A 24,958-nucleotide genomic window follows, 5' to 3' on the forward strand; every position below is an offset into this window, starting at 1 on the left:
TTCCTACAATTAAAATATACGATACTTTGAGTGCACAATTAGTTGATTTAATACCGGTGAAAGAAGGCGAAATAAAAATTTATCTTTGTGGGCCAACGGTCTACAACTTGTTACATATTGGGAATGCTAGGCCTATTATAATATTTGATGCTTTTAGACGTTTTTTAGAATATATTGGTTATAAAGTTACGTTAGTGCAGAACTTCACCGATATAGATGATAAGATCATCGAACAAGCAAAAAAAGAGAAAATGCCTTTCGAAGAAGTGGGGAAAAGATACATAATAGAATATTGGAGAGACATGACGGCTCTTAAAGCACGAGCTTTTAATTTTCACCCGAAAACTACTAATTATGTTGAGGAAATCATCTCTTACATAAAAGAATTGGAAGAAAAAGGTTACGCTTATAAGGCTGAAAATGGAGATGTTTACTTTGAAGTGGGAAAATTTTTAAGATATGGAGAGTTATCCCACAGGAAGATTGAAGATCTAAAAGTTGGAATCAGAGTAGAAGTTTCTGAATACAAAAAAAATCCTTTGGACTTTGCCCTTTGGAAATCTTCAAAGGAAGGAGAACCGTTTTGGGAAAGCCCATGGGGAAAAGGTCGACCGGGATGGCATATAGAATGTTCTGTAATGTCTTCTGAAATACTGGGAGACACCTTCGATATTCATGCAGGCGGTAACGATCTTATCTTTCCCCATCACGAGAACGAGAGAGCCCAAGCTATAGCAAAAAGTGGTAAAGATTTTGCAAAATACTGGATGCACAACGGAATGATTCGTATGGCACAAGGTAAGATGTCAAAATCCTTAGGGAATGTTTGGTATTTAAGAGACCTTTTGAAAAAATTTGATTCGGATGTCTTAAAAATTTTTATACTTAGCAAGCACTATCGTATACCTATAGATATTAGTGAAGAATTGCTTCATAACCAAGAAGTATCAGTTAATAGAGTTAAAGAATCTTTGAATGAAGCTGAAGCTTTCTTTAACAATAAAGTCCCTTATCCCAAAGAAATGTATTATTTAAAAGAACAAGAAGAATATCTCATTAGTAATCTTTCGAATGATTTTGATACTCCCTCAGTTGTAGCAAGAATTTTCGAATTATCGAGAGATTTAAACAAAGCGTTAAATTCACGTGATGAAGAAACAATAAAAAATAATTATTATATAATAAGAAATATTTATGGAAGTGTTTTAGGAGTTTTTGAAACTAATGAGCAAATACAAAAAAACAATGTAGAATTAAATCAACTAATGGAAATTATTCTAAACGTTAGATCTGTTCTTAGAAACGAGAAACTATATAACCTTTCTGACTATATAAGAGATAACTTAAGCAAAATTGGAATAGAAATAAAAGATACCCCGGAAAGTACAAAATGGTCTTAGGACTGGAGGTGCTCTTAAATAGACGTTAATATAATAAATTCAGTACTTGCCTCTCTCAAAAACACCTTTAAGATCATCACAAAGATGGATATTCAATTGCAAAAGCCCTATGTCGTTAAAGAAATTGAAAAACACTATGATGTGGTTACTAATATTGGTTTTACCGGTGAACTTGAAGGAAATATTCTTTATTCCTTTACCGAAAATGTAGCAAAAGATATTGTGAATAATATGATGGATGGTATGATGAAAATAGAGGAGATTAATGATATGGCAATTAGTGCCATAGGAGAACTAGGCAACATGGTTTCTGGATCCATAGGCACTAACTTAGAAAAATATGGTTATAATATAATTGTAACACCTCCGTCCGTATTCACTGGCAAGATTGTAAAAGTGAATTCTAAAGGTGCCATAATAGAATTTCCAGTTTACGTTTCTGGAGACAACCAGATGGATCTTTACTTTATTTACAGAGAAATACACAAGAAGTCTTAGAATGATGGAGGTACTTTAAAATTTTTTGAATTTTAGAAATATGGTTAAAGTGCATGTTTTATAGTTTCTAAAAACAGAAAAAAGTGTAGGGTAAGGAGGAAAATAAATGGCTAGAAAATGTGAAATATGTGGAAAAAGTCCGGCTAGTGGCAACACCGTTGCTAAATCAAAAGTAACAACCAGAAGGGTATGGAGGCCTAACCTTCAAAAGATAAGAGTGGTAACCGAAGAAGGCACAGTAAGAAGAATGTATGTTTGCACGAAATGTTTAAAATCTGGAAAAGTTCAAAAAGCATAAACAAAAATCGGTCTAAAATAAGACCGATTTTATTTTACATAATTTGGCGTGCCTGGCCGGATTTGAACCGGCAACCTCCGGATCCGCAGTCCAACGCTCTATCCAATTGAGCTACAGGCACATTGATAAAAAATGGCGGAGAGGGAGGGATTCGAACCCTCGGTAGAGTCACCTCTACACTTGCTTAGCAGGCAAGCGCCTTCGGCCACTCGGCCACCTCTCCGTAATTTTTGCTTCTTATTCAACCCTAAATATTATAGCATCGATATTCTCAACTGTCAAGGAAAGATTTTATAAAAATCCAGCGGGAACACTTTCCAGGTAAAACAACACCCCGAAAGGGGTTCAAGGAAAAGATGAAAGCTGGCTTCAAACACAAAATAAATTTAAATCAAAAAATGTTGTTAATTATATGTATATGTGATACAATTGTATTATATCGTACAACTGTGGAATTAAGGTGATTGAATATGTTGAAGACATACAAATTTCGTATATATCCAACAAACGAACAAATTGAGAAATTTAGCCAACATTTTGGACATACTCGATTTGTTTACAACCTATTCTTAGAGTTTGCTAACAAGGCATATAAGAATACTAAAACGTATACTAATTATTATATGTGGGCTAAAGTGCTTACGGTTCTTAAAAAAACTGAGAAGTATCAATGGCTAAACGATGTCAACTCTCAATCTTTGCAACAGTCCATAAAAGATTTAGAGACTGGGTATAAACGTTTCTTCAAGAAACAAGCTAAGCACCCTAAATTTAAAAAGAAATCAAGTAGGCAATCGTTTAGAGTTCCTCAACATATACAACTATATGAAAATGAGGGTAATGATAAATACGGTATTCTTTTCGTACCAAAGTTTAAAGAAGGTATTAAAGTAAGAGTCCATAGAAAAATAGATCCAAATGCAAAGATAAAAAATTGTACATTCGTTAAAACTCCAACAGACAAATACTTTGTGTCAATAACCTTTGAAGTAGAAGGTTCTTACCCAGAAAGAGATATAGATTACGAAAACTCAATCGGTATGGATATGGGATTGAAAGATTTTGTTGTATTATCCGATGGAACGAAGTATCCAGCTCTTAAAGTTTTGTCTAAGTACGAAAGGAGACTAAAACATGCATATAAAATTTTTTCAAGCAAAGAACAAGGCTCACAGAATTGGGACAAAGCAAAATTAGAAGTTGCTAGAATACATGAGAAAATAAAAAATACACGAGAGGATTTTCTGCATAAACTAACAAAAGAAATCAGTGAGAACCAAGCTGATCTCTTTGTTGTAGAAACTCTCAATATAAGAGGCATGTTAAAGAATTACCACTTAGCTAAAAGTATCTCAGATTCAGGATGGTATCAATTCAAAACGTTCCTAAAATACAAAGCAGAGAGATTAGGTAAAAAGGTAATCGAAATAGGAATGTTTGAACCTTCGTCTAAGACTTGTAGTGTATGTGGGTATAAGAACGGAGGTTTAAAACTTTCTGATAGAGAATGGATATGTCCTGAATGTGGAACTGTACATGATAGAGATATAAATGCTGCCGTTAACATTAGGAAGTTTGGATTAAAACAGGCATTCGCCACACAGCCTTACGGCAGATAAGGAAACAGCTAGTCGCTGTATAAACTGACTCTACCCCAGGAACTGGGGGATGTTAAGCCTTTGGAGACAGTGTAAGACGGATTAACCTTAAGAGGTGGAAGCCCGCCTCCCCGCTACGGTCGATGAATTAGGAAGCTTACCTCTTTAGAGGTAAGTAGTTCACTCTACCTTTACTATAGAGTATTTGAGACCTTTTTCATTTAAAAGATTATTGATCTTTTTAACAACAATCTCTCTACTATCAGAAAGGTTTTTAATTCCTCGAAATAAAATATATATATCTTGAGAATTATAACTTATTAAATCTTCTTGCCTGACGATCTTTTTTATTTCATTAATTAATTTGTCGTCAAAAGAAGAATGCATTTTAATCTCCACTAATAGGTGATCTTTATCTCTTTTAATTTTCTCAAGTTCAAGAACTATATCAAATAATTCTGACGACAAAAGGTTACCATTTTTTTCGTAAAATGCTGTTAATTCTCCATTATTCGCGCTGGGTGGAGAGAATGGAAATTCTTTTGCATGACCAAAAATATCTTTGTATTCGTTGAATAAACCTCTAGCTTTTTCAAGTTCATTGTTTTCTGTGTAGAATTTAATCAATCTTAACCAACTATCTTCTCTTTGTGAATAATAAAAAGCTTTTTGAAAATAATAATGCGCATCTATTGGGTTATTCATTTTTTGGTGAATATTACCCATTTCAATTAACATATCAACGTATATCCGTTTTAAATATTCTCTTTTTTCTCTTACCCATTCATCGTGAATATTTTCTTGTAATAAATCTCCTTTGTATAAACTAGTAGCCTTTGAGAACAAAAACAAACGTCTATTGATTTCTTTCTCTTTGAAACCTTCGTCGCTTAACGCTAAAAATTCTTCAAAATCGATGTAGATGTCTTCTGATTTCGAAAACGTACAAAAATCTTCTTGTAGGCTTAATTCATTACTACTTAGTCCTAAATTTTTTCTAATATAATATAGTGTAGTATTTAAATTTTGCCTTGCGCTTTCATCGTCGAAGCCAGGCCAAAACAGATCGTACAAATCATAGACTGAGACCTTCTGGCTTTTGTTCAAAATAAGATATTTAAGAATCTCACGGGCTTTTCTTGATTTTAAATTTTCTATTGGTTTATCATCAAGGAAAATTTTAAAGTCCCCCAACATATAAATATTCAACATATAGTATGCTCCCTTAAAAATTAATTCATTAATATTTTAGCACTTTTGATGATAGACCCAAAAATATTAACGTATTTAAATCAATGTATATCTACTAAAATTCGTAGGAGGACGTAAAAGAAAAAGAAACGGTGTTAGAAACAAAGTTGTAAGCACCTAAGGTCTCGAATTTAAAGTTGGATATTTGATTCAAAAAGCCTCCAATTAAGGAAAAGTCGTACTGATTTTCCAAATAAGCAAAACCTAAACTAACAAAAAAGTTATTGTCCATATTTACAGACAACTTTTGAAGCTCTCGCCCAAGATAAAATCCCAGGTCTTCAAAATTCAACGCTTGAGCTAATTTCTCTCCCAAATAAAAACCTTGTTCTTGGTTGGTAAGTATATCTTTTAAATCGACGATTTTAAATGTTGGGAAGTTTTTGGTTGCTGTGAATGTAAAATCTCCTTTGAAATCAAGACTGCCATCCGAAAATGTGTAAGGTACAAATATTCCTTCGAATTCAAAAGAGTCAATATATGTCTTATCGGTCAAAAACAGGTAAAAGTTATCGCTTTGATAGTTCACACCTACTTTCAATCCTTTAAAAATTAGTCCTAAATAGTAGCCCCCATTTTTGTAATCAAGTAAATTACTCATTCCAAAGAAAATTAAATCATTTAATTTCACTTCTGTTTCGGTAATGAACTCATCTTTATAATAAGAGAATTGGTTGTAATAAGTTTTAAGAGTAATTTTATTCTTTTTTGAAATTTCTTTTTGATCTGTGAATTCTAACTTTTCAACGTTATTTACTTGGAGATAGATATCTAAAGTTTTTTCTTCTTCCCCTTCTAAGTAATAAATCGACGTGACATAATTTTTCTTGTTTTTTGACAGGTCAATAGTATTTTCAAAGTGTATATTCACACTGTCTATAATAATTTTTGTTCTAACCTTATCTCCCAAGTCATTGAGAGGAGTAATTTCGAAAGTAGCCTCAATATTGCCTTTTGAATCAAAATTGAAAGTATAACCTTGAATAACAGCCACACTACCGAGCAACGTTTCACTTCTGCTATCATTCTTCAAAACAGAGTATATTGAGTAGTTGTACATTTGAGAACTTTGTGAAAACGCAAGTGTATAAAAAATAAAAACAAAGAGTGTTAGTAGATAGATATACTTTTTCATTTTTGATCAACCCCTTCAAAGGTTGGAGTAGCAGTTAAAAATATCATCATCCTTTTACTTTCATCTTGATTTTGATTATCTCCAAATAAAAACCTAAAAAAAGGAAGATCTTTCAAAAATGTCGTTCCACCACTTTTTGAATAAAGTTGGCTCAAATCCAAATCGGCTATTAGCAAAATTTCGTTAGGGTTTAAATTGACCTTAGTCTCCAACTCCGATTCTGAAAGTAAATAACTATCTCTTTTAACTTCCATCAAGTTTGCCGTTTTTGTCCTAAAGGAAAGTTGAAGTATTTTATCCCTCATAGTTGGAGTCATTTCTATTTCTATTCCACTCTCAATATTTCTAAATTCGTTTCTGTAGGTTGTAAAAACGATACTGTTCAAATTCTTCAAACTTAATAACGCGGGCTCTCCTGGTAAAACATTGACAACCTGCTTAGTAACTAAATTTGCGGTTTCGTTCTTTTCATACATCTCTATTTCAGCCTCAAAAAGATCCTGTATAGAAAATCCTATTACCGGACTGGTAAAAGAGAAACTGTTAATTGTACCTTCTTGGTTTATGTTGAACACGTTGCCCTTTATCAAATCAGAGTATCTTTCATTTGTCTCAACGATATAAACGGTTAATTCAATATATGGTTCACTCTTGTCCAATTTTTCAACCAGATCATTTATGTAATCTATTGTATTTTGTGGAGCATACACTACTATTTGATTAGTTTCTTTGTTAGTTTTTATGTATTGATGAAGATTTTCGGGAATCAAATTTAAAAATTTATCAACCGAAATATAATTCAAAGAAAACACTTGCATTTCAGCTAAGTTCATAAAATTATGGCTTTGAGGATCAGCTAATCCCACAAAGTAAACATTTTCATCGATTTTTTTATAAGAGTAGCCACCGGGGAGTAGAAGTATATTCAACGCCTTTTCTAAATCCAATTCTACAAAGTCCGCTGTGACCAAACCGCTCACGTATTGATCGGTTAAAATCGTTACACCGGTTTGAAGAGATATTTCGTTCAGAGCTTCTATTAAATCAGTGTTATAAAAAGTTCCAGTCACTTTCGGTTCAGTACTTACTTGAGAAAAGGCTGAAAAACAAATAAGTGATAAAATTACTAAAGATAGTGTTCTTTTTAATATGATTTTTGTCACATTAATTCCCCCTCGAAGACTTTTAACCTTTGCTCATTGTTATAAATAGTAAGGATGTATCTATAACCATCTTCTTCTAAAATAGGTACTTCTCCAATCAACATCGTTTCTTGGCTTGGTACTAACCATTCTTGACTAGATGGAAAAAGATCGTAAACACCTATGCTCACACCATCGTTATCTAAAATACTCAAACTTCCCTTAGGGATTATATACCTCTCTCCAGAATTTTTGATCAACGCACTGAAAATTCCGCTGCCTTCTATTTTTTCATAATTTGAGCTCACTAACTCAACATCATAATTTACTTCACCTATAATCGTCTCAACGTTGACTTTTTTCTGAGATAAAAATTCTCCTGATTCATCGTAAGCATTTAGAACAATTTTGCCGTAATATGCACCATTTTCCACATCCTTTGGTACATTTATTGAAAGAATAACCCTGGAGGTTCGTTGAGCATTAACGCCAAAAGATGACGGGGATCTCAAGGTGATCCATGATAACAAGGATCTATCTTTAGGTAAGCTCACAAATTCTTCTCCACCAACTTGTACCGTGACGTTTTGATTAGACATATTTTGTAGATTTATAACAAAAGTTTTAACAGCACCAGCGTAAAGCTCATAACTGAACTCTGTATTGTCTAGTATAAGAGCAAGTTCTATTGGAGGAGTGAAATTGAAGCCTTCTTCTGGAACGTTTATATCGTATGTAAACACCTTTTGCCTGTTGGAATAGTTAACAAAGAGGTTTACCTTGTACTCTCCAGGAGCCAACAAGTACGCGGGTTTACCTGAAAATACAACTTTATTCCCTTTTAGTATTCTTTGGGCGGTTATATTGTTCTTTTCCATATAAGGAGATTTTAAAGGTAATCTTTCTATCATCCTACCCGATTTATCTCTCAAGATAGCTTCTGTCGAAACCACAAGGTCGTAACTGGATCCATTAGCAATGGTAGCTTGGATGACTGGTTTGCCTTCTTCATCCGGAACGACCTTCAAATCTTCAACTTCTACCTTTGTTATGACTGTTCCTTGCACATGAACTGTGATTCTTATCGCATACCTTATAATTATTCCTATCGTTCCACTCGTTTCAACTTCTGGGGTAATCATGAGGATAAAATTGTAAGTTCCAAAAGGAGCGTTTGAAGGAATATTTACACCCACTTCGATAGGTGTTGTAGAACGTGGAGAAACCGTGATGGAATTTGGAAACTCAATCCAATGTGAATATAGAAAGTTATCTGAAGTTGCCTTTACATAATCGAAATTTCCGGACAGATCCTGAGTCATTTGATAAAGCTCTATATTGACGTTTTGTGTGGTGTTGCCGCCAATAACGTTTATTGTGGCAATGAATTCTTCTCCTGCCCTGACGTCTTTTTCAACAGACAGGGGTGAAACGGTTATCTGAGCAAAAGAAAAGGTTGTAAAAAGTAAAAAAACAATTGATAGAATATAAAATTTCTTCATAATTAATACCTATCCCCTTTTTTGCGTCAATTATATCACAATTTATAATTGTGGAATCTTTGTTTTCTTATTCACAAGCATATAAAAAACCCAAATATTAATAAAATTACCCCTTTCGATTCGCACTTTTAGTAAAAGGGGTAATTGAAAACTACAGAATATTTTTTTAATGTATATTCTCTAAAAAACTTTTAGAGTGAGGTTATGGTAAAGATTACATCAGCGATCTTTGTACCTGCGGGAACAGTCCCTAAACTTAAGTTGTCAATGACATTGATAGTTGCAGTGGCGTTAAATACAGACTGTCCGGGGTCCCCAAAATTGTTAGCTGTCTTATCTATGGTTATTTGTAATAAGTTAGCCCAGTTTTCCTGATCAAGCACTGGTTGTATTTCGCTAACAGTAACATCATAATCCACATTTGCCTCAGCTAATAGAGCTACGGTATCTTCAACGGTTGAATATGGATCTGCTGGATCAAATTCTAAATTAAATTGGTTATCTGCATCATTTAGTGTCAACCTCACAAAAGCTGGAACATTCAAAAACACGGGAACTGTAGTTGTAGTAGAATCGCTCGTGGCCTGTGCCAATCCTGAAACTGATACCAACATCACCATCATCAAAACTGCTAAACCTAAAATCTTTTTCATTCTTAACTCCACCCCTTTTAAAATTTTTGTTATTTTAAATTGCTATTATTTTTTCTAAATTAATTATACTTACATTAATAAAACCACAATAATTTTCAATAAAAATCCAATCAGAATTTATGTTACAATTTTAAAGGCTTGAAACTGTGATTTGAATGTCTCCGATTTTTCTTCCTGAAGCATTATATATCCAACCTCCCTCCACTAACCAAAAGGTTAAAGAGTACCCGAGGCTTCCAGGAGTTCCTTGAATTTCTTGAATTCCTATAGTTGTATCTTGTGAACTTCCTTCCTCTGATTCCCATAGATTTTCTCCATTTGATATCGATAAATGAGAAGATTTTATTACTAGGTTTGCCTGAGGATTTTCATGAGGATCTTGCAATACCGTAAATTCAGCACCTAAATTATATTCTACATTAGCTTCCACATTAAAAGTCAAACTGTCTTTAAAATTGTTATCAACATTTAAGTCTAAACGTGTTTTACTAAGATCGGTAATTTTCAAGTATTCAGGTACTGTTAAATATATAGGGACCGTAGTCTCTTCATCTATAGCAAATGAGATTGATGCAACAATAATTATAATAGTAAAAAATAATGAATATTTTAACGTTGAAACCATTACCGCTCACACCCTGAGTGAATTTTTTTAATAATTAATTCTAATTTAATTATACTCAGGGAAATAAGAAAGTAATTAATTTCAATAAAATTTCAATAAGAATTTTTGCAGAAAAATAGTAAGATGAAAATAAGAATATGTAGAAAGATTTAGGAAGGCATCAAGAGGACGAAAGAGTTATATAAACATCACCGATGTGGATAACTTCATTGACTATAAGAACCTCATTTTCAAAAAGGGATAGTATTTGCTCACGTTTATCATTCCACAAATCGGCAAAGTTTGCCTTTATTTCAATATCAAAATCGATATTACCGCTCTCTACAGTAATTACTTGCTCATTTTGTAAAATAATATAATCTGCCAAAAAGCTGTAAGTGTCAAAAATATCTATTGAAAGATAAATATCGTACTTTTGCAAAGTTGATTCAATATGTACGGGAACTGAAGAAATAACATTATTCTGAGGATTGGAAAGATCAAAAGTCAGTTGAATTGTGCCCTCTTCTCCAATAATGAAATTTATAGAAGGTTCAGGCACCTTAAAATACACAGGAATGGCTTCATAGCTAAAATATCCACCTTCCATAGGGATAGAAATAACCACATCCGCTACGTGGAGTCCTTCCGTCGGAGAGCCTGCTTCAACATATTTCTCTTGTAATAAACTTCCATGATTGTTGAATAGATTACCTAAATCAGAGCCAACATTTACATCGAACTCAACGTTTCCGTTATTTAAATAGATATCAGGAGAACTTAAAAACTGTAAATAACTACCTTGAGATAGAAAATCAAATCCATCTAAATAATCAACACCAATATAAACATGAAGGGGAAGTAGATTAGAATTTAGGGATACTATAGAAGTGTTTTGATCATACCAGGGCCCACTACCTGGATAAGGTGGAGAGAATGCAAAAATTATATCGTTTGAAACGGTATAGTTCACAAAAAAGTCGTCAATCACAAAATAAATATCAACAAAATCTAACAGGTTTTCGTTTGAGTCAAAAAGTAAGACTTCTCCTATTTTTGTGCCTAAACCTGAAGAAGATAAAAGTCCTTTTTTAAACATACTAAGAAGCTTTTGGTTATAATGTTGCCACAATGTTTGTACATTAAAACCTAACTGTATTGTATAAGTATTTCTACTTCTCCAACTTGAAAGGTTGAAATAACTTTTAAAAAATTCGTAATTACTATATAGTTGCAATTCTATATGGGAAACGTTCGAGAGACGAAGATTAATTTTAGTTTGCTGATAGTTGTAATTATCTAAATCTAATTTGAATTCGAAATAATTGTCTGCAGAAAATATATTTATTGTTATGAATAAAATAGTTAAAACTACAACTATATTCTTCATTTTAATCACTTCCTTATGATTTTCTTTCTAAATTATACCTCATTTTTTATAAATAATTTTAAGTCTTTCAATAAAAATTCAATAAAAATGATTGTAATTAGCTTTTAATAAGGTTTAACAAAATTAAAAAAAACTTGACATTTTCATTTTTATTTAGTATAATTTTATTAGAATTTTATTGGAGGCGGTGAGGTTAATGAAAAAGACAATTTTCATAACAACAATAATTTTAATGTTTTTAAATATCAGCGTTATTTCTTTTTCTCAAACTTCTGATGGTGTTAATGTCCCTGTTTATATTAGTGTTCCCAGCTATGCTGCGATTGACTCTGTTGATAAAGAGAGTTTAGAATATGATTTCGACTTGTCATCTCCTGATAACAAAAGTGAAGAGGTTAAGGTAAAAATTGTTGCAAATACGTCTTTCAAACTTTATGTAGAATTTGATGCTGAAGAAAGCAGTTTTAACGAACAAAACCAAGCATTGTTTGAATTGTTGAATAGTAGCTTTAATTATTCTGTTGATAGTAATGACTCAGCCTATGGAGTAATTGAAAAAACCGTTCAAATAGGATTCAATTTTCAGCAGGCAGTTGATAATGATCCTGAAATAAGAGAGTTACTTTTAAAAATTGGAGAATACAAGGGTAAGGTTGGAAATTTTATTTTCACAGTTTCCCCTGCAGTTTAAATATAAATTGATTAAGAAGACGTTCGAGAGGTAGGTTAATCCCTGCCTCTTTTTTATTATTCAAAAATTAACAATTATTTTGTTTTTGATAAACTTTTTTGAAGTACAATAATACGGCTGAGGTGAGAATAATGTTTAACGAAGAATTGAAAAGTAAAAACCTTATAGTAGAATTAGAATCTTTTGAAAAGATATTAGAAAGAGAGATCATAATTAGAAATTGGAAAGAAATTGAACTACTTTCTGAAAAGGCGAAGATACTTGCCCCGATAGATGTGAATGTTTCTTTGGAAAAGGGAGAAAGTCGAGTATTAGTAAGCGGTAAAATTGAAACAATGGTTCAGCTTCATTGTTCGAGATGTTTAAAGCCCATTGAGTACTGGATAGATGAAAGTTTTGAGGTCGTATATTTGAGTAGGAGTTTTGAGAAGTATTTGTCGAAAACTGAGCGGTTAAAAACACTGGATAATCTTATTTACTATGATGGCCAATCAATAGATTTGACAAATCGAGTTATAGAGACTATAATATTATCAGTACCAGAAGTTCCACTGTGTAAAGAAGATTGCAAAGGATTATGTACTATCTGTGGGATTGATTTAAACGAAAATCCAGAGCATTCTTGTGAAACAGAGGAGATCGACCCACGTTTTGTAGCGTTAAGGAAATTGTTGAATGAAGAAAAATAAAAATTGATACATAATACCAAAGGGGGAAACATACATGGCTACGCCAAAACAGAAACCATCGAGAAGTAGAACACATTCAAGGAGAGCAAAATTTTACTCCGCATACAAGATCAACGTTGTAAAATGTCCAAAATGTGGAGAGCCAAAATTGCCACATCGCGTTTGCTTGAATTGTGGATACTACGGTGACAAACAAATCTTAGAAATAGGTGAATAAATCTATGGATAATGTAAAAATAGGTATTGATTTATACGGCGGTGATAATGCGCCCAAGGCTGTAATTGAGGGCGCACTTTTTGCTTTAAAGAATAAGTTTCTTTCTCCAGGCGAACTGGTTATAGTAGGGAATGAAATTTCAAGTGAAGATTTAGATAAAATATCGAATTTAAAAATTATACCAGCTAAAAATTTGGTTAGTAATGAGACAAGACCAACAGAAGTTTTGAAAATGAAAGAATCTTCCATGTACGTAGGTTGCGAAATGTTAAAAAATAAAGAATTAAATGCCTTTGTGAGTGCAGGCAACACTGGTGCATTGCTGTCAAGTGGTGCCTTTGTTGCAGGTCGACTTCCAGGTATAAAAAGGCCTGCCTTAGTTTTGGCTCTTCCCTCCAAATCTAGCAAGCCAAAAATTTTGGTGGATGCAGGAGCAAACGCTGAAGTAAAGGCTGAACATTTTTATGATTTCGTGAGGGAAGGAATAGCTTACGCTAAATTTTTGAATCTTGAAAATCCGAGAGTAGGGATTTTAAATATCGGTTCTGAAGAAGAAAAGGGAAATTCACTAGTTAGGGAAGCCTCTAATTTGTTAAAAGAAGAAAAGAATTTTAATTATGTTGGCTATATAGAAGCACGTGAAATATTCGATGATACGTGTGATATAATAGTTACAGACGGATTCACTGGTAACAACGTTTTAAAAACTATAGAAGGTACTGCTTATTTTATCCTACATGAATTAAAAGAAACGGTTAAAAAAGGTGGGTTATTCACAAAATTAGGAGCCTTGTTTTTAAGAGGTTCTTTAGCGTCTTTAGTCAATAAGATTGATTACAGAAGTTATGGTGGGACATTCTTTTTGGGGGTTAACGGTGTTTTAGTCAAGGCGCACGGGGCTTCAGACGCTGAAGCGATAGCAAATGCCTTGTATGTGGCTTACCGTGCGGTTAAATTTGACTTGATCAAAAAGATTGAGATTTAAAGGGGGTTTAAAAATTGTGTGGGATAGTAGGGTTTGTATCAAATAGAAGAGTGAAAGTTGACGATCTTATTTCTGGTTTGAAAAAACTTGAATACCGAGGGTACGATTCCGCAGGTTTGGCTTACAATGTAGATCATTCTATAAAATACTTAAAAAAACCAGGAAGAATTAACGAAATTGAAAAAATACTTTTAAATGAAAGTTTATTGGAAGAAGGTTTTTATTCTGGAATTGCCCATACGAGGTGGGCTACACATGGTGTTGTTTCAGAACAAAATTCTCATCCACATTTAGATTGTAAAGAAGAGTTAGCTGTTGTACATAACGGCATTATAGAGAACTTTCAAGAGTTAAGAACTGAGCTTGAAATCAAGGGCCATATCTTTAAATCAGAAACGGATTCCGAAGTTATCGCTCATTTGATAGAAGAGAAGTACAATGGAGACCTTTTTGATTCTGTTTTAAGAACTTTAAAGAAACTCGAAGGTGCGTATGCTATTGCCGTAGTTCATAAAGACAAACCCGATCAAATCGTAGCTGCAAGAAAAGGCAGTCCTTTAGTGATTTCAAGTAACGAAAATATGAGCATGCTAGCCTCAGACGTTACTCCTTTGTTGAAGTATTCAAAAGAGATGAATTTTTTGAATGACGGTGAGATTGCCATTTTAACACCTAAAGGTTATTCTATATTTAACTTAGATGGGGTTCCCATTGAGAACAAACCAATACGTATAACCTGGGATGAATCGCTGGCAGAAAAATCAGGGTATCCACATTTTATGCTGAAAGAAATCTTTGAGCAACCGATAGCGTTAGAATCTGCTTTGGTTGGTCGATTAAAAGACGGAAAACCACAGATAAAAGAAGTCCAATCTTTAGAAAATTTTGTGAAGAACCAAATGAAAAAGGTATATGTAGTTGCATGTGGTACGAGTTATCATGCCGGTTTAGCTGCAAAATACTTTGTGAATAGATATTCAGATATTGATTTTGATATAGAGGTTGCATCAGAGTTCAGGTACATGAATCCAGCAATTGACAGTAATACTTTGGTGTTGGCAATATCTCAATCTGGGGAAACTATTGACACGCTAGAAGGGGTCAGATTAGCAAGGAAAAAAGGTGCGTATGTATTAGCTATAAGTAACGTAGTTGGTTCCACTATCTCGAGAGAATCTGACGGTGTTCTTTATCTCAACACTGGTCCAGAAATAGGAGTTGCCGCGACAAAGACCTATACCGCACAGATAGCCTTGCTTTACACCTTAGCTGCGCAACTCATCTATTGGAAAGGTTACAAAAAAGAAGAACTGGATGAAATAATGAGAAACATCGAAAAAATGCCGGAATTGTTTAGAATAATTTTAGATAAAACAAACGGTCACTTGATGGAGTTAGTAAAGGAGTATAAAAACTTCAAAGATATGATGTACGTTGGTAGAGTTTTTGGCTTTCCAGCCGCCTTGGAAGGTGCTTTAAAATTAAAAGAGATCAGTTATATCAATGCCATTGCCTATCAAGCGGGTGAACTAAAACATGGCCCAATAGCCCTATTGGATGATAATTTTCCAGTATTTGCAATAGTTCCTTTGGGGAAGTTAAGAGAGAAGATGATTTCTAACATTATGGAAGTAAAAGCTCGAGGGGCAAAAGTGATAGCTTTAACTTCAAAAGATGATCTGCAAACAAAAAAAATATGTGATGATTACATCGATGTGCCTTCTATTTTCGAACCTTTAATACCATTGGTAGTAGCGCCTATTACACAACTGTTCGCTTACTACATAGCGGTGCAAAAAGGCTTAGACCCAGATAAACCGAGAAATTTGGCAAAAAGTGTCACTGTTGAATAATTTGGTCAATTATGGGCTGCAGGGCAAAACTTTCACTCTTCCTTAGAAGGGCGGGCAGTGGGGCGAAGGGGCGCTAAAAAATAGAAAAAATTCCAGTGGAGGTGGTAAATTTTTGTTAAAAACTGATGTTTTGAATTCCGTTAAGGAAATAGTGGAATTACTAGAAGAAAAAGATGGAGAAAATATTACCGTACTTGACATGGAAGATTCCGAGTTGATGGTTGATTACTTTGTCATTGTTACGGGAAATTCAGAACCTCATAGAGTAGCTTTAAGAGATCAAGTAGTTAGGTATTTAAAAGATAAAGATATCCCCATAACTTTTTACGATAAAGGTCAAAGTAGTGAATGGATGATAATCGATGCTGGTATATTTATAGTTCATATATTCTCTGAAGAGAGTAGAGAATTTTACGATTTAGAAGGGCTTTGGGGAGAGCAAAAACGAACGGTAATATAAAATAATACTCACATCTTCCGTTTTTCACCCCGGTGCCCATAAAAGGGTCGGTGAAAAAAAGGAAGGTGGAGGATAGAAAACCAAATCAAACATCTACGGAGGTGTATTTTTGTGTCAGTGGTAAGTATGAAACAGTTACTTGAAGCAGGAGCTCACTTTGGTCATAGGACGAGAAGATGGAATCCCAAAATGCAGCCTTATATCTTTACTGCAAGAAAGGGTATTCACATTATTGATTTACAAAAAACTTTAAAAAGTATTGACGAAGCCTATGACTTCCTCAAAAATTCGGTTATGGAAAAGAAAAGAGTGTTGTTCGTTGGAACTAAGAAACAGGCCCAACAAATCGTTGCCGATGAAGCACGCAGATGCGGAGAATTTTTTGTAAACAACAGATGGCTTGGCGGTTTATTAACCAACTTCAAGACAATAAAATCGAGAATTGATAAATTGGAGCAATTAACGGAATACGTTGAAAGTGAAGAGTTTTCAAAACTACCCAAAAAAGAACAAGCCACCATACGCAGAAATTTGGAGAAATTAGAAAAAAACTTGGGTGGTTTACGTGGAATGAAAAAAATTCCGGATATAATATTCATTATTGATCCTAAAAAAGAAGAGATCGCTATTAAAGAAGCAAATTTACTTAAATTACCAATAATAGCAACAGTGGATACTAATTGTGATCCAGATCTTATCGATTACGTTATTCCAGCAAACGATGACGCTATTAGAACCATAATGCTTATCGCCTCAAAAATGGCTGATGCGATTGTTGAAGGAAAAGAAGGCAGAATAGAAACCCTCGAAGAAGAAAGCGAAGCAGGAGAGGAAAAAGAAGAAGTGGCTGAAATAGACGAAAAACTAGCAGCTGAGGAGAAATACGCTAGTTACGACGAAGAAATAGAAGAAGAACTCGTTTCCTCAGAAGAAGAAGACAAAAAATTTTAATTTTTGGTTGTACATAATACACCGGGGGATTGCTCCCGGTTTTTTTGTAAGAGGTGATAATTTTGAAATTTTACATAAGGACATTTGGTTGCCAAATGAATATAAACGAAAGTGAAATAATGTCAGGTCTTTTGAAAGAGGAAGGCTTTGAATGGACAGAAAATCCAAAAGAAGCCGATATAATATTGATAAATAGTTGTGCTGTAAGAGAAAAAGCAGAAAATAAGATGTATGGGGCTATAGGTGGTTATGGTAAACTTAAAGATAAAAACAAGAATTTAATCTTGGGTGTAGGGGGGTGCTCAGCGGAAAAGGAAAGGCAGCAACTACTTGAAAGGTTTAAAAAGGTGAATTTTGTCTTTGGTACTAGAAATGTAATAGACATAGTAAATTTAGTAAAACGGGCTTTAAATGGAGAAAGGTTCGCTGATTTTAGCGACAAATTGAATAATGTAAGTTACGATATTCCAAAGATGCCTTCAAGTAAACATCATGCTTGGATTACTATTATATACGGATGCAATAAATATTGCACATACTGTATAGTACCTTACACCAGAGGGTTAGAAAAAAGTAGACCTATGGAAGATATAATAAAAGAAGTTGAAAGTTATGCGAAAAAAGGTTACAAAGAAATAACCTTTTTAGGTCAAAATGTGGATTCCTACGGTAAGGACTTTGGGGACAAAAAATCTAAATTGGACCTGCTCATACATAAGGCAGCAGAATTTGATTCTATAAAAAGAATTTGGTTTTTAACCTCTTATCCTTCTGATATAACTGACTCTTTGATACAAACTGTTGCCAACGAAGAAAAAGCTGCCCGTTATTTTCATCTTCCAGCTCAATCAGGGAGCAACAAGATTCTTAAAGCGATGAATAGAAAATACACAAAAGAGGAGTTCATAGAACTTGTAAATAAAGTAAAGAAAGAAGTGACAAACGTTACAATATCCAGTGATTTTATAACAGGCTTCCCTTCAGAAACGGATGAGGATTTTGAAGAAACGGTAGATTTGATTAAGCAATGTAGATTTGAAAGAATAAATATTGCAGAATATTCCCCAAGAGAAGGAACGATAGCGTATAAGTATCAAAAAGACGATGTTCCTAAACATGTTAAAAATAAAAGATTGCAGTATCTCATGGAGTTACAAAAAAGAATAAACCTTGAAGAAAATGAAAAGTATCTTGAACAAGAGGTTGTTATAATTCAAGAAGGAAAAGCAGGTAAAAATGGTACTTATATGGGAAGAACTACGAACAATAAATTAGTAATTTTCGAAAGTAATGAAGAGATGAATGGTGAATTTTTGAAAGTAAAAATCAATAAAATTACACCGGGCCCATTATATGGGGAAGTTGTAAAGACGATCTACACTAGTGTTTAATGAATACAAAAAGGGGTGTATACACTTGACGCACGGAAAAGTCTATGAATCGTTATCGTTTTATAGTCAAGCACTTAAAAGTGAGATGAAATACTCTATTTATCTCCCACCTAAATACGACATTGAAACTAGGAAATATCCGACTATTTATCTGCTGCATGGGCATGGGGGAAACGAAACGAGTTGGTTAAGAAAAGGTAGGGTTGATCAAAGTTTAGATTTAATGATAACTAACAACGAAATTCCACCTTTTGTAGCTGTGATGCCTGATGCCAAGAACAGTTGGTACGTTAATTCCCCGACTGGTGCTAATTATGAAACCGCTTTGGTAGAAGATCTTCTTCAACATATAGAAACGCAGTACAAGGTTTATAACGAACGTTCTTCAAGATTCATAGCAGGTCTATCTATGGGAGGTTATGGTGCCTTAAGGTTGGCATTTAAGTATCCCGAGCTGTTTTTGTCTGTTGCTAGTTTAAGTGGGGGAATAACCAGAGAAGTTCCCCCAGAGAAAGAAGTCGATTTAGATGGCAATGAAATTCATGTAAGAGAGGATTACTATCATGATGCATTTGGTTCGCCTTTTGACCCGGAGTTATGGGAAAAAGAAAATATTTTTAATTATATAGAAAACGTAAAACAAAGCGAGTTAGAGCTCCCAGTTTATCTTTCTTGTGGAAGTGAGGATTATTTTCACCTCTATTTAGGTGTTTCTGAACTACACCATGAATTAAGATTGAATGGCATATCTACAAGTCTATTTATAAAACCTGGAGACCATAATTGGTTTCTTTGGAGTGAGGAAATAAAAGAAGTATTAAGATTCTTTACAAAAAACATGCTTATAATCCATTAAGGAGGAAATTTATGAACAAAAAGAATAGAACCTATAGGTTAGTAATGAATTCTTTGTTTATAGTTCTATCTATACTTTTTTCTAGATTATTAGCGATTAGGATTCCCATAGGTAATGTTGAAGTTATTAGATTTGGGTTTGGAACGATTCCTATGTTTCTTTCTGCTTTTATTTTTGGACCTTTAGATGGTTTTATTGTTGGAGGTTTAGCGGATTTGTTTGGTTATTGGATAAATCCGATGGGGCCTTTTCTTCCCCAGTTTACGTTGACCTCAGCTTTACATGGTTTGATTCCAGGTATAGTTTTTTGGTACTTTTTTAAGAGAAGAATCAATTATTGGTCATTAGCTATTTCTTGTGGTTTAGGTGAGGCGGTTGGTATAACCTTAACACCGTTCTTCATTCACAATGCATTTGGTGTTCCATATGCCGTTCTCATGCCTCCTCGGTTAGGTGGCTATGTATTATCATTCTTTTTAAATGCTTTGATCATGCTATTATTACTCACCAGAATTCCTCAAATTAACAAATTGATGGAGATAGAATAGGATGGATAAATATTACGAGTATGTATATGAATTAGAACCTAACGAAGAAGAAAAGATAATAGATCAGTTCATAAAATATGGATTTAATTCCTTTTACATAGAGGAAGATGTAGAAAGTTCCCAAACATTTTTGAAGATTTATGTCAAGACAGAAGAGCAAATCAAAGATATTTTGGATTTGTTTTCTATGTTTGGCTTAAAATTACTTTCTAAGAAAATTACTGAAGAATCAAAATGGTTAGAAGAATGGAAAAAAACAATAGATTTTTTTCAACTTATAGATGGGGTCTGGGTAAATCCTTTTTCTGATAAAAAAGTAGAAAAATCTGGAATAGTATTGAACGTAATACCGGGCAGTGCCTTTGGTACAGGATTACATTCAACAACGAAACTGGCAGCTGAACTTTTAAGAAAAGTTGACTGTAGAGACAAAGATGTTATTGACATAGGAACAGGAAGTGGGATACTATCGGTTTTAGCCAAAAAGATTGGAGCTAACCGTGTGTGTGCTTTAGATAATGATAATTTGGCAATAGAAAAAGCTGAAGAAATAGCCATTTTAAACAATGTTGATATTGAGATAAGATTATCCGATTTATTAAACGTAGTGGGAGAAAATGAAAGTTTTGATATATTAGTTTCTAATATTGTGGCTGAAGTATTGATTCAGTTAATGAAAGATCCTAAATTTGATAAAGTACTTAAAGAAAATGGAATTGTCATCTTTTCTGGTATAATTGAGAGTAAAGAGAAATCTATTATGGAGCAAGCAAAAGAAGTCGATTTAGTGTTGAAAGATAGGATGGAGGATGGTTGTTGGATAGCTTTGATGTTTCAAAAGAAGATTTAAAAATAATTGAAAAACAATTAGGACGTATTGTTAGTAATGTGTTAAATGTAGAAAAAAGATGCATATATGGCTATCCTCAAGTAATAAAGAGTTTTCCTTTAAAAGATGGAAAACCTTTTCCGACTCTTTATTGGTTAACATGTCCTTATCTAGTGGAAGAAGTATCAAAATTGGAAGCTCAGGGAAGAATAACTGAAATAGAAAAAATTATACAAAATGATCCAGAATTAAAAATGCAAATGATTCTTGCTCACAAAGAAGAGATTGAAAAAAGAATGAAGATATTAGAGGGAGAATTAAATTCTCTATCTAAAAATATAATAAAGAAACTAAAAGAAACAGGAATAGGTGGAATAAAGAATTTTTCTACTATAAAGTGTTTACATTTACACTATGCATCTTATTTAAGTAGGGAAAACAATCCCGTAGGGAAAATAGTGGATAGTTATATAAGTAAGAAATATTGTGACGACAAAAGATGCGAAAATCTGATGCCCCTTAACGTATGGAGGCGAAACAACCCATTGATAGACAGGTCAATTATAAAAAATATCCCTAAAAAACCAGGTGTATATATTTTTAAAAACAATAAAGGTGATCCAATATATATAGGTAAAGCCAAAAACCTAAAAAATAGAGTTTCTTCATATTTTAATAAGAAAAATTATATTGGAAATGAAAAAACTTATGAAATGCTCGAAAAGGCTACAAATTTTGACTATATACTAACTTCAAATGAAAATCAAGCATTCATCTTAGAAGCCAACCTCATCTATGCACATAAACCAAAATACAATATAATGCTAAAAGATACACGAGTGTATCCATATATATTAGTTACGGATGAACAATTTCCAAAAATAAAATACGTTCGTACAAAAAAAGAAGAAAAAGGTAAATACTATGGGCCATACTCTGATGTGAAATTTGTAAAAGATGTTATCGAGGTACTACAAAGTGTTTATAAGATTAGAAGTTGTGATAGGGATTTAAGCAGAAAAAGTAAGCCTTGCTTCCTATACCATTTAGGCAGATGTTATGGTCCATGTTACAAGGACGTAGACGAGAAGGCATATCAAGAATCGGTGGAAAAAGTTAAAAAAGTTTTGTCAGGAGATATTGCAGAAGTAAAGAACTATCTTCAAAAATCTATGAAAGATTATGCCAAAATAAAAAATTATGAAAAAGCTGCTCAAATGCGTGACACATTGTTCAAATTAGAGAATTTGTTTGAAGAAGTAGCGGTTGAATACCAAAACGGAAAAAATATAGATATAATAATGTATGAATCCCCCGTTTATTTAGTTTTAATAGTAAGAAAGGGATATTTAATTTCAAAACTTTCCTTCACAATGGAGGGGACGTTAGAAGATTTCTTGTATCAATACTATATTGTAAGAAAGAATGAGCCGCCTTCTTTGATATCGACATTATACAATGAAGAAATTTCTCCAGAAATATTGGCTTTTCTGAAAGAAAAAGGCTTAAAAAGAATCGAAAAGATCGGTAAAAATTCTAAAATATATGAAATGGCTTATGCAAATTTACAAGAAGAAATCAAAAGGCAAAAAGATTTAAGTTATGCTTTAAAACAGGCTAAAGAGATACTTTCATTGAAGAAAGAACCTAAAATTATTGAAGGTATAGATATATCTCATTTACAAGGGTTGTATACTGTAGCTTCCTTAGTGCGTTTCGAAAACGGAAAGCCCAACAAAGAAGGATACAGGAAGTATAGATTGGATAATATAAAAGCTCCTGACGACTTCGAAAGCATTAGAACAGTAATAAAAAGAAGATATCAAAAACATGAATTACCTGATCTTTTATTCATTGATGGAGGAAAAGGACAGGTAAATTCAGCTGTAGAAGCACTAAAAGAAATTGGTTACTCTTTAAAAGATGTGGATGTTGTTGGTATCGCAAAAGAAGACGAAAGGATAGTTTTTCCAGGTGAGATGGACGATCTTCACTTGTCTTTGGATCACCCAGTGTTAAGATTACTTATATACGTAAGAGATGAGACGCACAGATTTGCTATAGGTTTTAACAGAAGTCTTAGAAGTAAACGGTTTGAGAAAACAAAGCTGGATGATATTTACGGTATAGGTCCAAAGAGAAAAAAAGAATTGATAAAGCATTTTGGAGGAGTTCAAAAAGTATTAGAGGCATCAACTGAAGAAATATCAAAAGTTGTTAAAAGTGAAAAAATTGCGAAAAGAATAAAAGAAAGTTTAGGAGAGAAATGATTTGAAAGAACTAATCGAATTTGCCAAAAATTACTTAAATAAATACAAAAACTTATTAGCGGATGAATTTCAACATTTCTTTTTTGGCAGTGTTTATGATAGCGAAGACAAATTTCCTGTCTATTGTGTTTTTATAGATGAAGATGGAAGAGTTTTTGAAACTGTTGGGCCTGATAAACCTGGAAAGGTTATGAGCGTCCTATACCCTACGTACTACAACGATTCTGAAATATTAGTAAAAAAATACACGGAACTATCACGGCAATACAACAAAATAGTACAACCTAATGTAATGTTTGGCATTGTACAATCACCTTTTAAAATTGCATCTTACAGGGTTTGGGGACAAGAAAGGCTTATAAAAAAACTCATGTTTTCTGAAAAATTAAAAGGAGAAGAATACATTTCTCTACATCAGAATATTACAGATAAAAAATTGAAATTTATAATTGAGCATTACAAGCAGTGGGATGAGGACATATTTTATTTTCCATACTTAAATGATATTCACGTTTTATTCAAAGTTCCAGAACATATAAACAATTCTGAAGTATCCTTATATATAGAAATTGGTCGAATATTAAAAGAAAAAGTTTTGCGAAAGTACGACTTTTTAAAAAATTCATACAAACTTCCAGAAATGAAAGTTAAAGCACCAGCATTAGCGGTATTCAAAGTACCTGCAGGCCGTATCCTTGATATAGATTTCAACTCTATTTATAATCAATTTATAAAAAAAGCTGCTAAAATAGTCGAGCAAATTAATGAATTGGAAATTTAATTTTAGTAATATGGGCGACATGCTGGGCGAAGTCCTACCCCAATCTGTTGGGTAAAGCGACCGTAGGTCCCTCTACCATAAACGGGGGGCTGCGGGGTGAAAGGACGCTATATAATAAAAAATAATATTCTTTCAAAAGGAGAGAATTATGAAAGTAAACATTGAAGATTATTATAAAAGAACAAATCAAAACGTAGTCCCAAAAGGTTTTAAAAAAGTAAAAAAAGCCCCTTTTACACTCGCTGAAATGTTATATGGGACATTTAATATAGTTGTTTCTGTAATATTTATATTATTCATTATAATAATGAATATTGCAAAACCTATTATCAGTAATCTAATTAATCAAAATTTTCCTTTAGAAACTAGACTAATATTTTTTCTTTCTATATTAATACTGATCATAGGAATACTATTTGAAATATATGCCATAGAAAGGGCTAGACTTCACAAATGTTCGGTAATAGGGGCTATCATCTTTTCCTTTTCACTTTTTATGACTTTTTCTATAACTTATATAATAGTAAAATACTCGTTAAACTGGGCAGGGATTCAGTTGTTCGGACAAACCCAAATAGGTTTAAACAAATGGTTTTATCTACCTTCCATAGCCTATATAGGATACTCAATATTCAATGTATGCTATTCTTTTGTTTTAATGAATTCACAATAATTTACAAATAAGTTCATAAAAAAGAAATTGACAAAAGGTAGAGTGATGTGGTAATATATACAACGCTGATGGATGAAAGAGTAAATGAAGTTTGCGTTTGTGTGCAAACGAAGTTCTTTAAAAAAAGGAAGTATTTTGAAATTGGGGAGTTTGATAGGTTAACCCCGTGATGTATGTTGGTCTTTGAAAAGTAGATAGAGGAGGCCCAAGAGTTTAGGATGAAGGGTTTGATCCTGGCTCAGGGTTAACGCTGGCGGCGTGCGTAACACATGCAAGTCGAACGGGCCATTACT

At 33.2% G+C, this 24,958-nt stretch carries 25 protein-coding genes, 2 tRNA genes and 1 rRNA gene; 19 read left to right on the forward strand and 9 right to left on the reverse strand.

All coding sequences use genetic code 11. The annotated features are described in order from the left end of the window. Nucleotides 1–8: 8 nt before the first annotated feature. From cysS to rpmB, 3 genes are all read left to right on the forward strand, one after another. Entirely contained in the window at nucleotides 9–1,400 is a 1,392-nt protein-coding gene (gene cysS / locus AD60_RS09215; RefSeq protein WP_166667761.1) for a cysteine--tRNA ligase, read from the forward strand. Nucleotides 1,401–1,496: 96 nt separating this feature from the next. After that, a complete protein-coding gene (locus AD60_RS09220; protein ID WP_233186878.1) occupies nucleotides 1,497–1,898 on the forward strand; it encodes a chemotaxis protein CheX in 402 nt (133 codons plus the stop codon). 106 nt (nucleotides 1,899–2,004) lie between these two features. Continuing rightward, complete coding sequence (gene rpmB / locus AD60_RS09225; RefSeq protein WP_103066292.1) at nucleotides 2,005–2,196, forward strand: 50S ribosomal protein L28; 192 nt, start codon at nucleotides 2,005–2,007, stop codon at nucleotides 2,194–2,196. 44 nt (nucleotides 2,197–2,240) lie between these two features. On the opposite strand, the gene AD60_RS09230 is transcribed toward rpmB, so the two are convergent. Together AD60_RS09230 and AD60_RS09235 are read right to left on the reverse strand one after the other, a co-directional pair. Beyond that, nucleotides 2,241–2,317 (reverse strand) — tRNA-Arg (locus AD60_RS09230). A 12-nt stretch (nucleotides 2,318–2,329) separates the two neighbouring features. Then, nucleotides 2,330–2,419: transfer RNA gene (locus tag AD60_RS09235), tRNA-Ser, on the reverse strand. Nucleotides 2,420–2,666: 247 nt separating this feature from the next. On the opposite strand from AD60_RS09235, the gene AD60_RS09240 reads away from it, so the two are divergent. Then, nucleotides 2,667–3,815, forward strand: a complete 1,149-nt coding sequence (locus AD60_RS09240; RefSeq protein ID WP_103066293.1) for an RNA-guided endonuclease TnpB family protein — start codon at nucleotides 2,667–2,669, stop codon at nucleotides 3,813–3,815. A gap of 159 nt (nucleotides 3,816–3,974) precedes the next feature. On the opposite strand, the gene AD60_RS09245 is transcribed toward AD60_RS09240, so the two are convergent. From AD60_RS09245 to AD60_RS09275, 7 genes are all read right to left on the reverse strand, one after another. Then, nucleotides 3,975–5,006, reverse strand: a complete 1,032-nt coding sequence (locus tag AD60_RS09245) for a hypothetical protein (RefSeq protein WP_103877455.1) — start codon at nucleotides 5,004–5,006, stop codon at nucleotides 3,975–3,977. A gap of 94 nt (nucleotides 5,007–5,100) precedes the next feature. Further along, nucleotides 5,101–6,180 carry a hypothetical protein gene (locus AD60_RS09250; protein ID WP_103877456.1) on the reverse strand — a complete coding sequence of 360 codons (1,080 nt, stop codon included), beginning with the start codon at nucleotides 6,178–6,180 and terminating at the stop codon, nucleotides 5,101–5,103. Then, nucleotides 6,177–7,343: a hypothetical protein gene (locus AD60_RS09255; RefSeq protein WP_103877457.1), complete on the reverse strand. Its 1,167-nt coding sequence runs from the start codon at nucleotides 7,341–7,343 to the stop codon at nucleotides 6,177–6,179. The genes AD60_RS09250 and AD60_RS09255 overlap by 4 nt, the downstream gene beginning before the upstream one ends. Then, on the reverse strand, nucleotides 7,340–8,824 hold the full coding sequence (locus tag AD60_RS09260) for a hypothetical protein (RefSeq protein ID WP_103877458.1): 1,485 nt from the start codon (nucleotides 8,822–8,824) through the stop codon (nucleotides 7,340–7,342). The genes AD60_RS09255 and AD60_RS09260 overlap by 4 nt, the downstream gene beginning before the upstream one ends. A gap of 191 nt (nucleotides 8,825–9,015) precedes the next feature. Next, complete coding sequence (locus AD60_RS09265) at nucleotides 9,016–9,477, reverse strand: hypothetical protein (protein ID WP_103877459.1); 462 nt, start codon at nucleotides 9,475–9,477, stop codon at nucleotides 9,016–9,018. Nucleotides 9,478–9,607: 130 nt separating this feature from the next. After that, a complete protein-coding gene (locus AD60_RS09270; RefSeq protein WP_103066299.1) occupies nucleotides 9,608–10,102 on the reverse strand; it encodes a hypothetical protein in 495 nt (164 codons plus the stop codon). Nucleotides 10,103–10,262: 160 nt separating this feature from the next. After that, nucleotides 10,263–11,471 (reverse strand): hypothetical protein, encoded by a 1,209-nt coding sequence (locus AD60_RS09275; RefSeq protein ID WP_103877460.1) that lies wholly within the window; start codon nucleotides 11,469–11,471, stop codon nucleotides 10,263–10,265. A gap of 196 nt (nucleotides 11,472–11,667) precedes the next feature. Between AD60_RS09275 and AD60_RS09280 the strand changes: the two genes are divergently transcribed. The 15 genes from AD60_RS09280 to AD60_RS09350 form a co-directional block, all read left to right on the forward strand. After that, the gene (locus tag AD60_RS09280; protein ID WP_103877461.1) at nucleotides 11,668–12,162 is read left to right on the forward strand and encodes a hypothetical protein; all 495 of its coding nucleotides are present in this window, start codon (nucleotides 11,668–11,670) and stop codon (nucleotides 12,160–12,162) included. Nucleotides 12,163–12,293: 131 nt separating this feature from the next. Continuing rightward, nucleotides 12,294–12,851 carry a DUF177 domain-containing protein gene (locus tag AD60_RS09285; protein WP_103877462.1) on the forward strand — a complete coding sequence of 186 codons (558 nt, stop codon included), beginning with the start codon at nucleotides 12,294–12,296 and terminating at the stop codon, nucleotides 12,849–12,851. Between the two features lie 34 nt (nucleotides 12,852–12,885). Continuing rightward, nucleotides 12,886–13,068: a 50S ribosomal protein L32 gene (gene rpmF, locus AD60_RS09290; RefSeq protein ID WP_103076226.1), complete on the forward strand. Its 183-nt coding sequence runs from the start codon at nucleotides 12,886–12,888 to the stop codon at nucleotides 13,066–13,068. A gap of 4 nt (nucleotides 13,069–13,072) precedes the next feature. Beyond that, nucleotides 13,073–14,053, forward strand: a complete 981-nt coding sequence (gene plsX / locus AD60_RS09295; RefSeq protein WP_103877463.1) for a phosphate acyltransferase PlsX — start codon at nucleotides 13,073–13,075, stop codon at nucleotides 14,051–14,053. Between the two features lie 14 nt (nucleotides 14,054–14,067). After that, nucleotides 14,068–15,906 (forward strand): glutamine--fructose-6-phosphate transaminase (isomerizing), encoded by a 1,839-nt coding sequence (glmS, locus tag AD60_RS09300; protein ID WP_103877464.1) that lies wholly within the window; start codon nucleotides 14,068–14,070, stop codon nucleotides 15,904–15,906. Nucleotides 15,907–16,018: 112 nt separating this feature from the next. After that, nucleotides 16,019–16,366, forward strand: a complete 348-nt coding sequence (rsfS, locus tag AD60_RS09305; RefSeq protein WP_103877465.1) for a ribosome silencing factor — start codon at nucleotides 16,019–16,021, stop codon at nucleotides 16,364–16,366. A 111-nt stretch (nucleotides 16,367–16,477) separates the two neighbouring features. Then, nucleotides 16,478–17,317 carry a 30S ribosomal protein S2 gene (gene rpsB, locus AD60_RS09310; protein ID WP_103877466.1) on the forward strand — a complete coding sequence of 280 codons (840 nt, stop codon included), beginning with the start codon at nucleotides 16,478–16,480 and terminating at the stop codon, nucleotides 17,315–17,317. Between the two features lie 62 nt (nucleotides 17,318–17,379). Further along, the gene (miaB, locus tag AD60_RS09315; protein ID WP_103877467.1) at nucleotides 17,380–18,708 is read left to right on the forward strand and encodes a tRNA (N6-isopentenyl adenosine(37)-C2)-methylthiotransferase MiaB; all 1,329 of its coding nucleotides are present in this window, start codon (nucleotides 17,380–17,382) and stop codon (nucleotides 18,706–18,708) included. A 25-nt stretch (nucleotides 18,709–18,733) separates the two neighbouring features. Beyond that, nucleotides 18,734–19,564, forward strand: coding sequence for an alpha/beta hydrolase family protein (locus AD60_RS09320; RefSeq protein WP_103877468.1), 831 nt, complete (start codon nucleotides 18,734–18,736; stop codon nucleotides 19,562–19,564). Nucleotides 19,565–19,575: 11 nt separating this feature from the next. Then, nucleotides 19,576–20,112, forward strand: a complete 537-nt coding sequence (locus tag AD60_RS09325; RefSeq protein ID WP_103877469.1) for a folate family ECF transporter S component — start codon at nucleotides 19,576–19,578, stop codon at nucleotides 20,110–20,112. A 1-nt stretch (nucleotide 20,113) separates the two neighbouring features. Further along, on the forward strand, nucleotides 20,114–20,962 hold the full coding sequence (locus AD60_RS09330) for a 50S ribosomal protein L11 methyltransferase (protein ID WP_103877470.1): 849 nt from the start codon (nucleotides 20,114–20,116) through the stop codon (nucleotides 20,960–20,962). After that, entirely contained in the window at nucleotides 20,929–23,211 is a 2,283-nt protein-coding gene (uvrC, locus tag AD60_RS09335) for an excinuclease ABC subunit UvrC (RefSeq protein ID WP_158248423.1), read from the forward strand. The genes AD60_RS09330 and uvrC overlap by 34 nt, the downstream gene beginning before the upstream one ends. 1 nt (nucleotide 23,212) lies before the next feature. Then, a complete protein-coding gene (locus tag AD60_RS09340; protein WP_103877472.1) occupies nucleotides 23,213–23,992 on the forward strand; it encodes a DUF4895 domain-containing protein in 780 nt (259 codons plus the stop codon). Nucleotides 23,993–24,140: 148 nt separating this feature from the next. After that, entirely contained in the window at nucleotides 24,141–24,665 is a 525-nt protein-coding gene (locus AD60_RS09345) for a hypothetical protein (protein WP_103877473.1), read from the forward strand. 215 nt (nucleotides 24,666–24,880) lie between these two features. Beyond that, nucleotides 24,881–24,958, forward strand: a 16S ribosomal RNA gene (locus AD60_RS09350); the annotation flags it as partial.

Origin of the sequence: Petrotoga sp. SL27 (assembly GCF_002924605.1) — a bacterium.
Classification (GTDB): Bacteria; Thermotogota; Thermotogae; order Petrotogales; family Petrotogaceae; genus Petrotoga; species Petrotoga sibirica.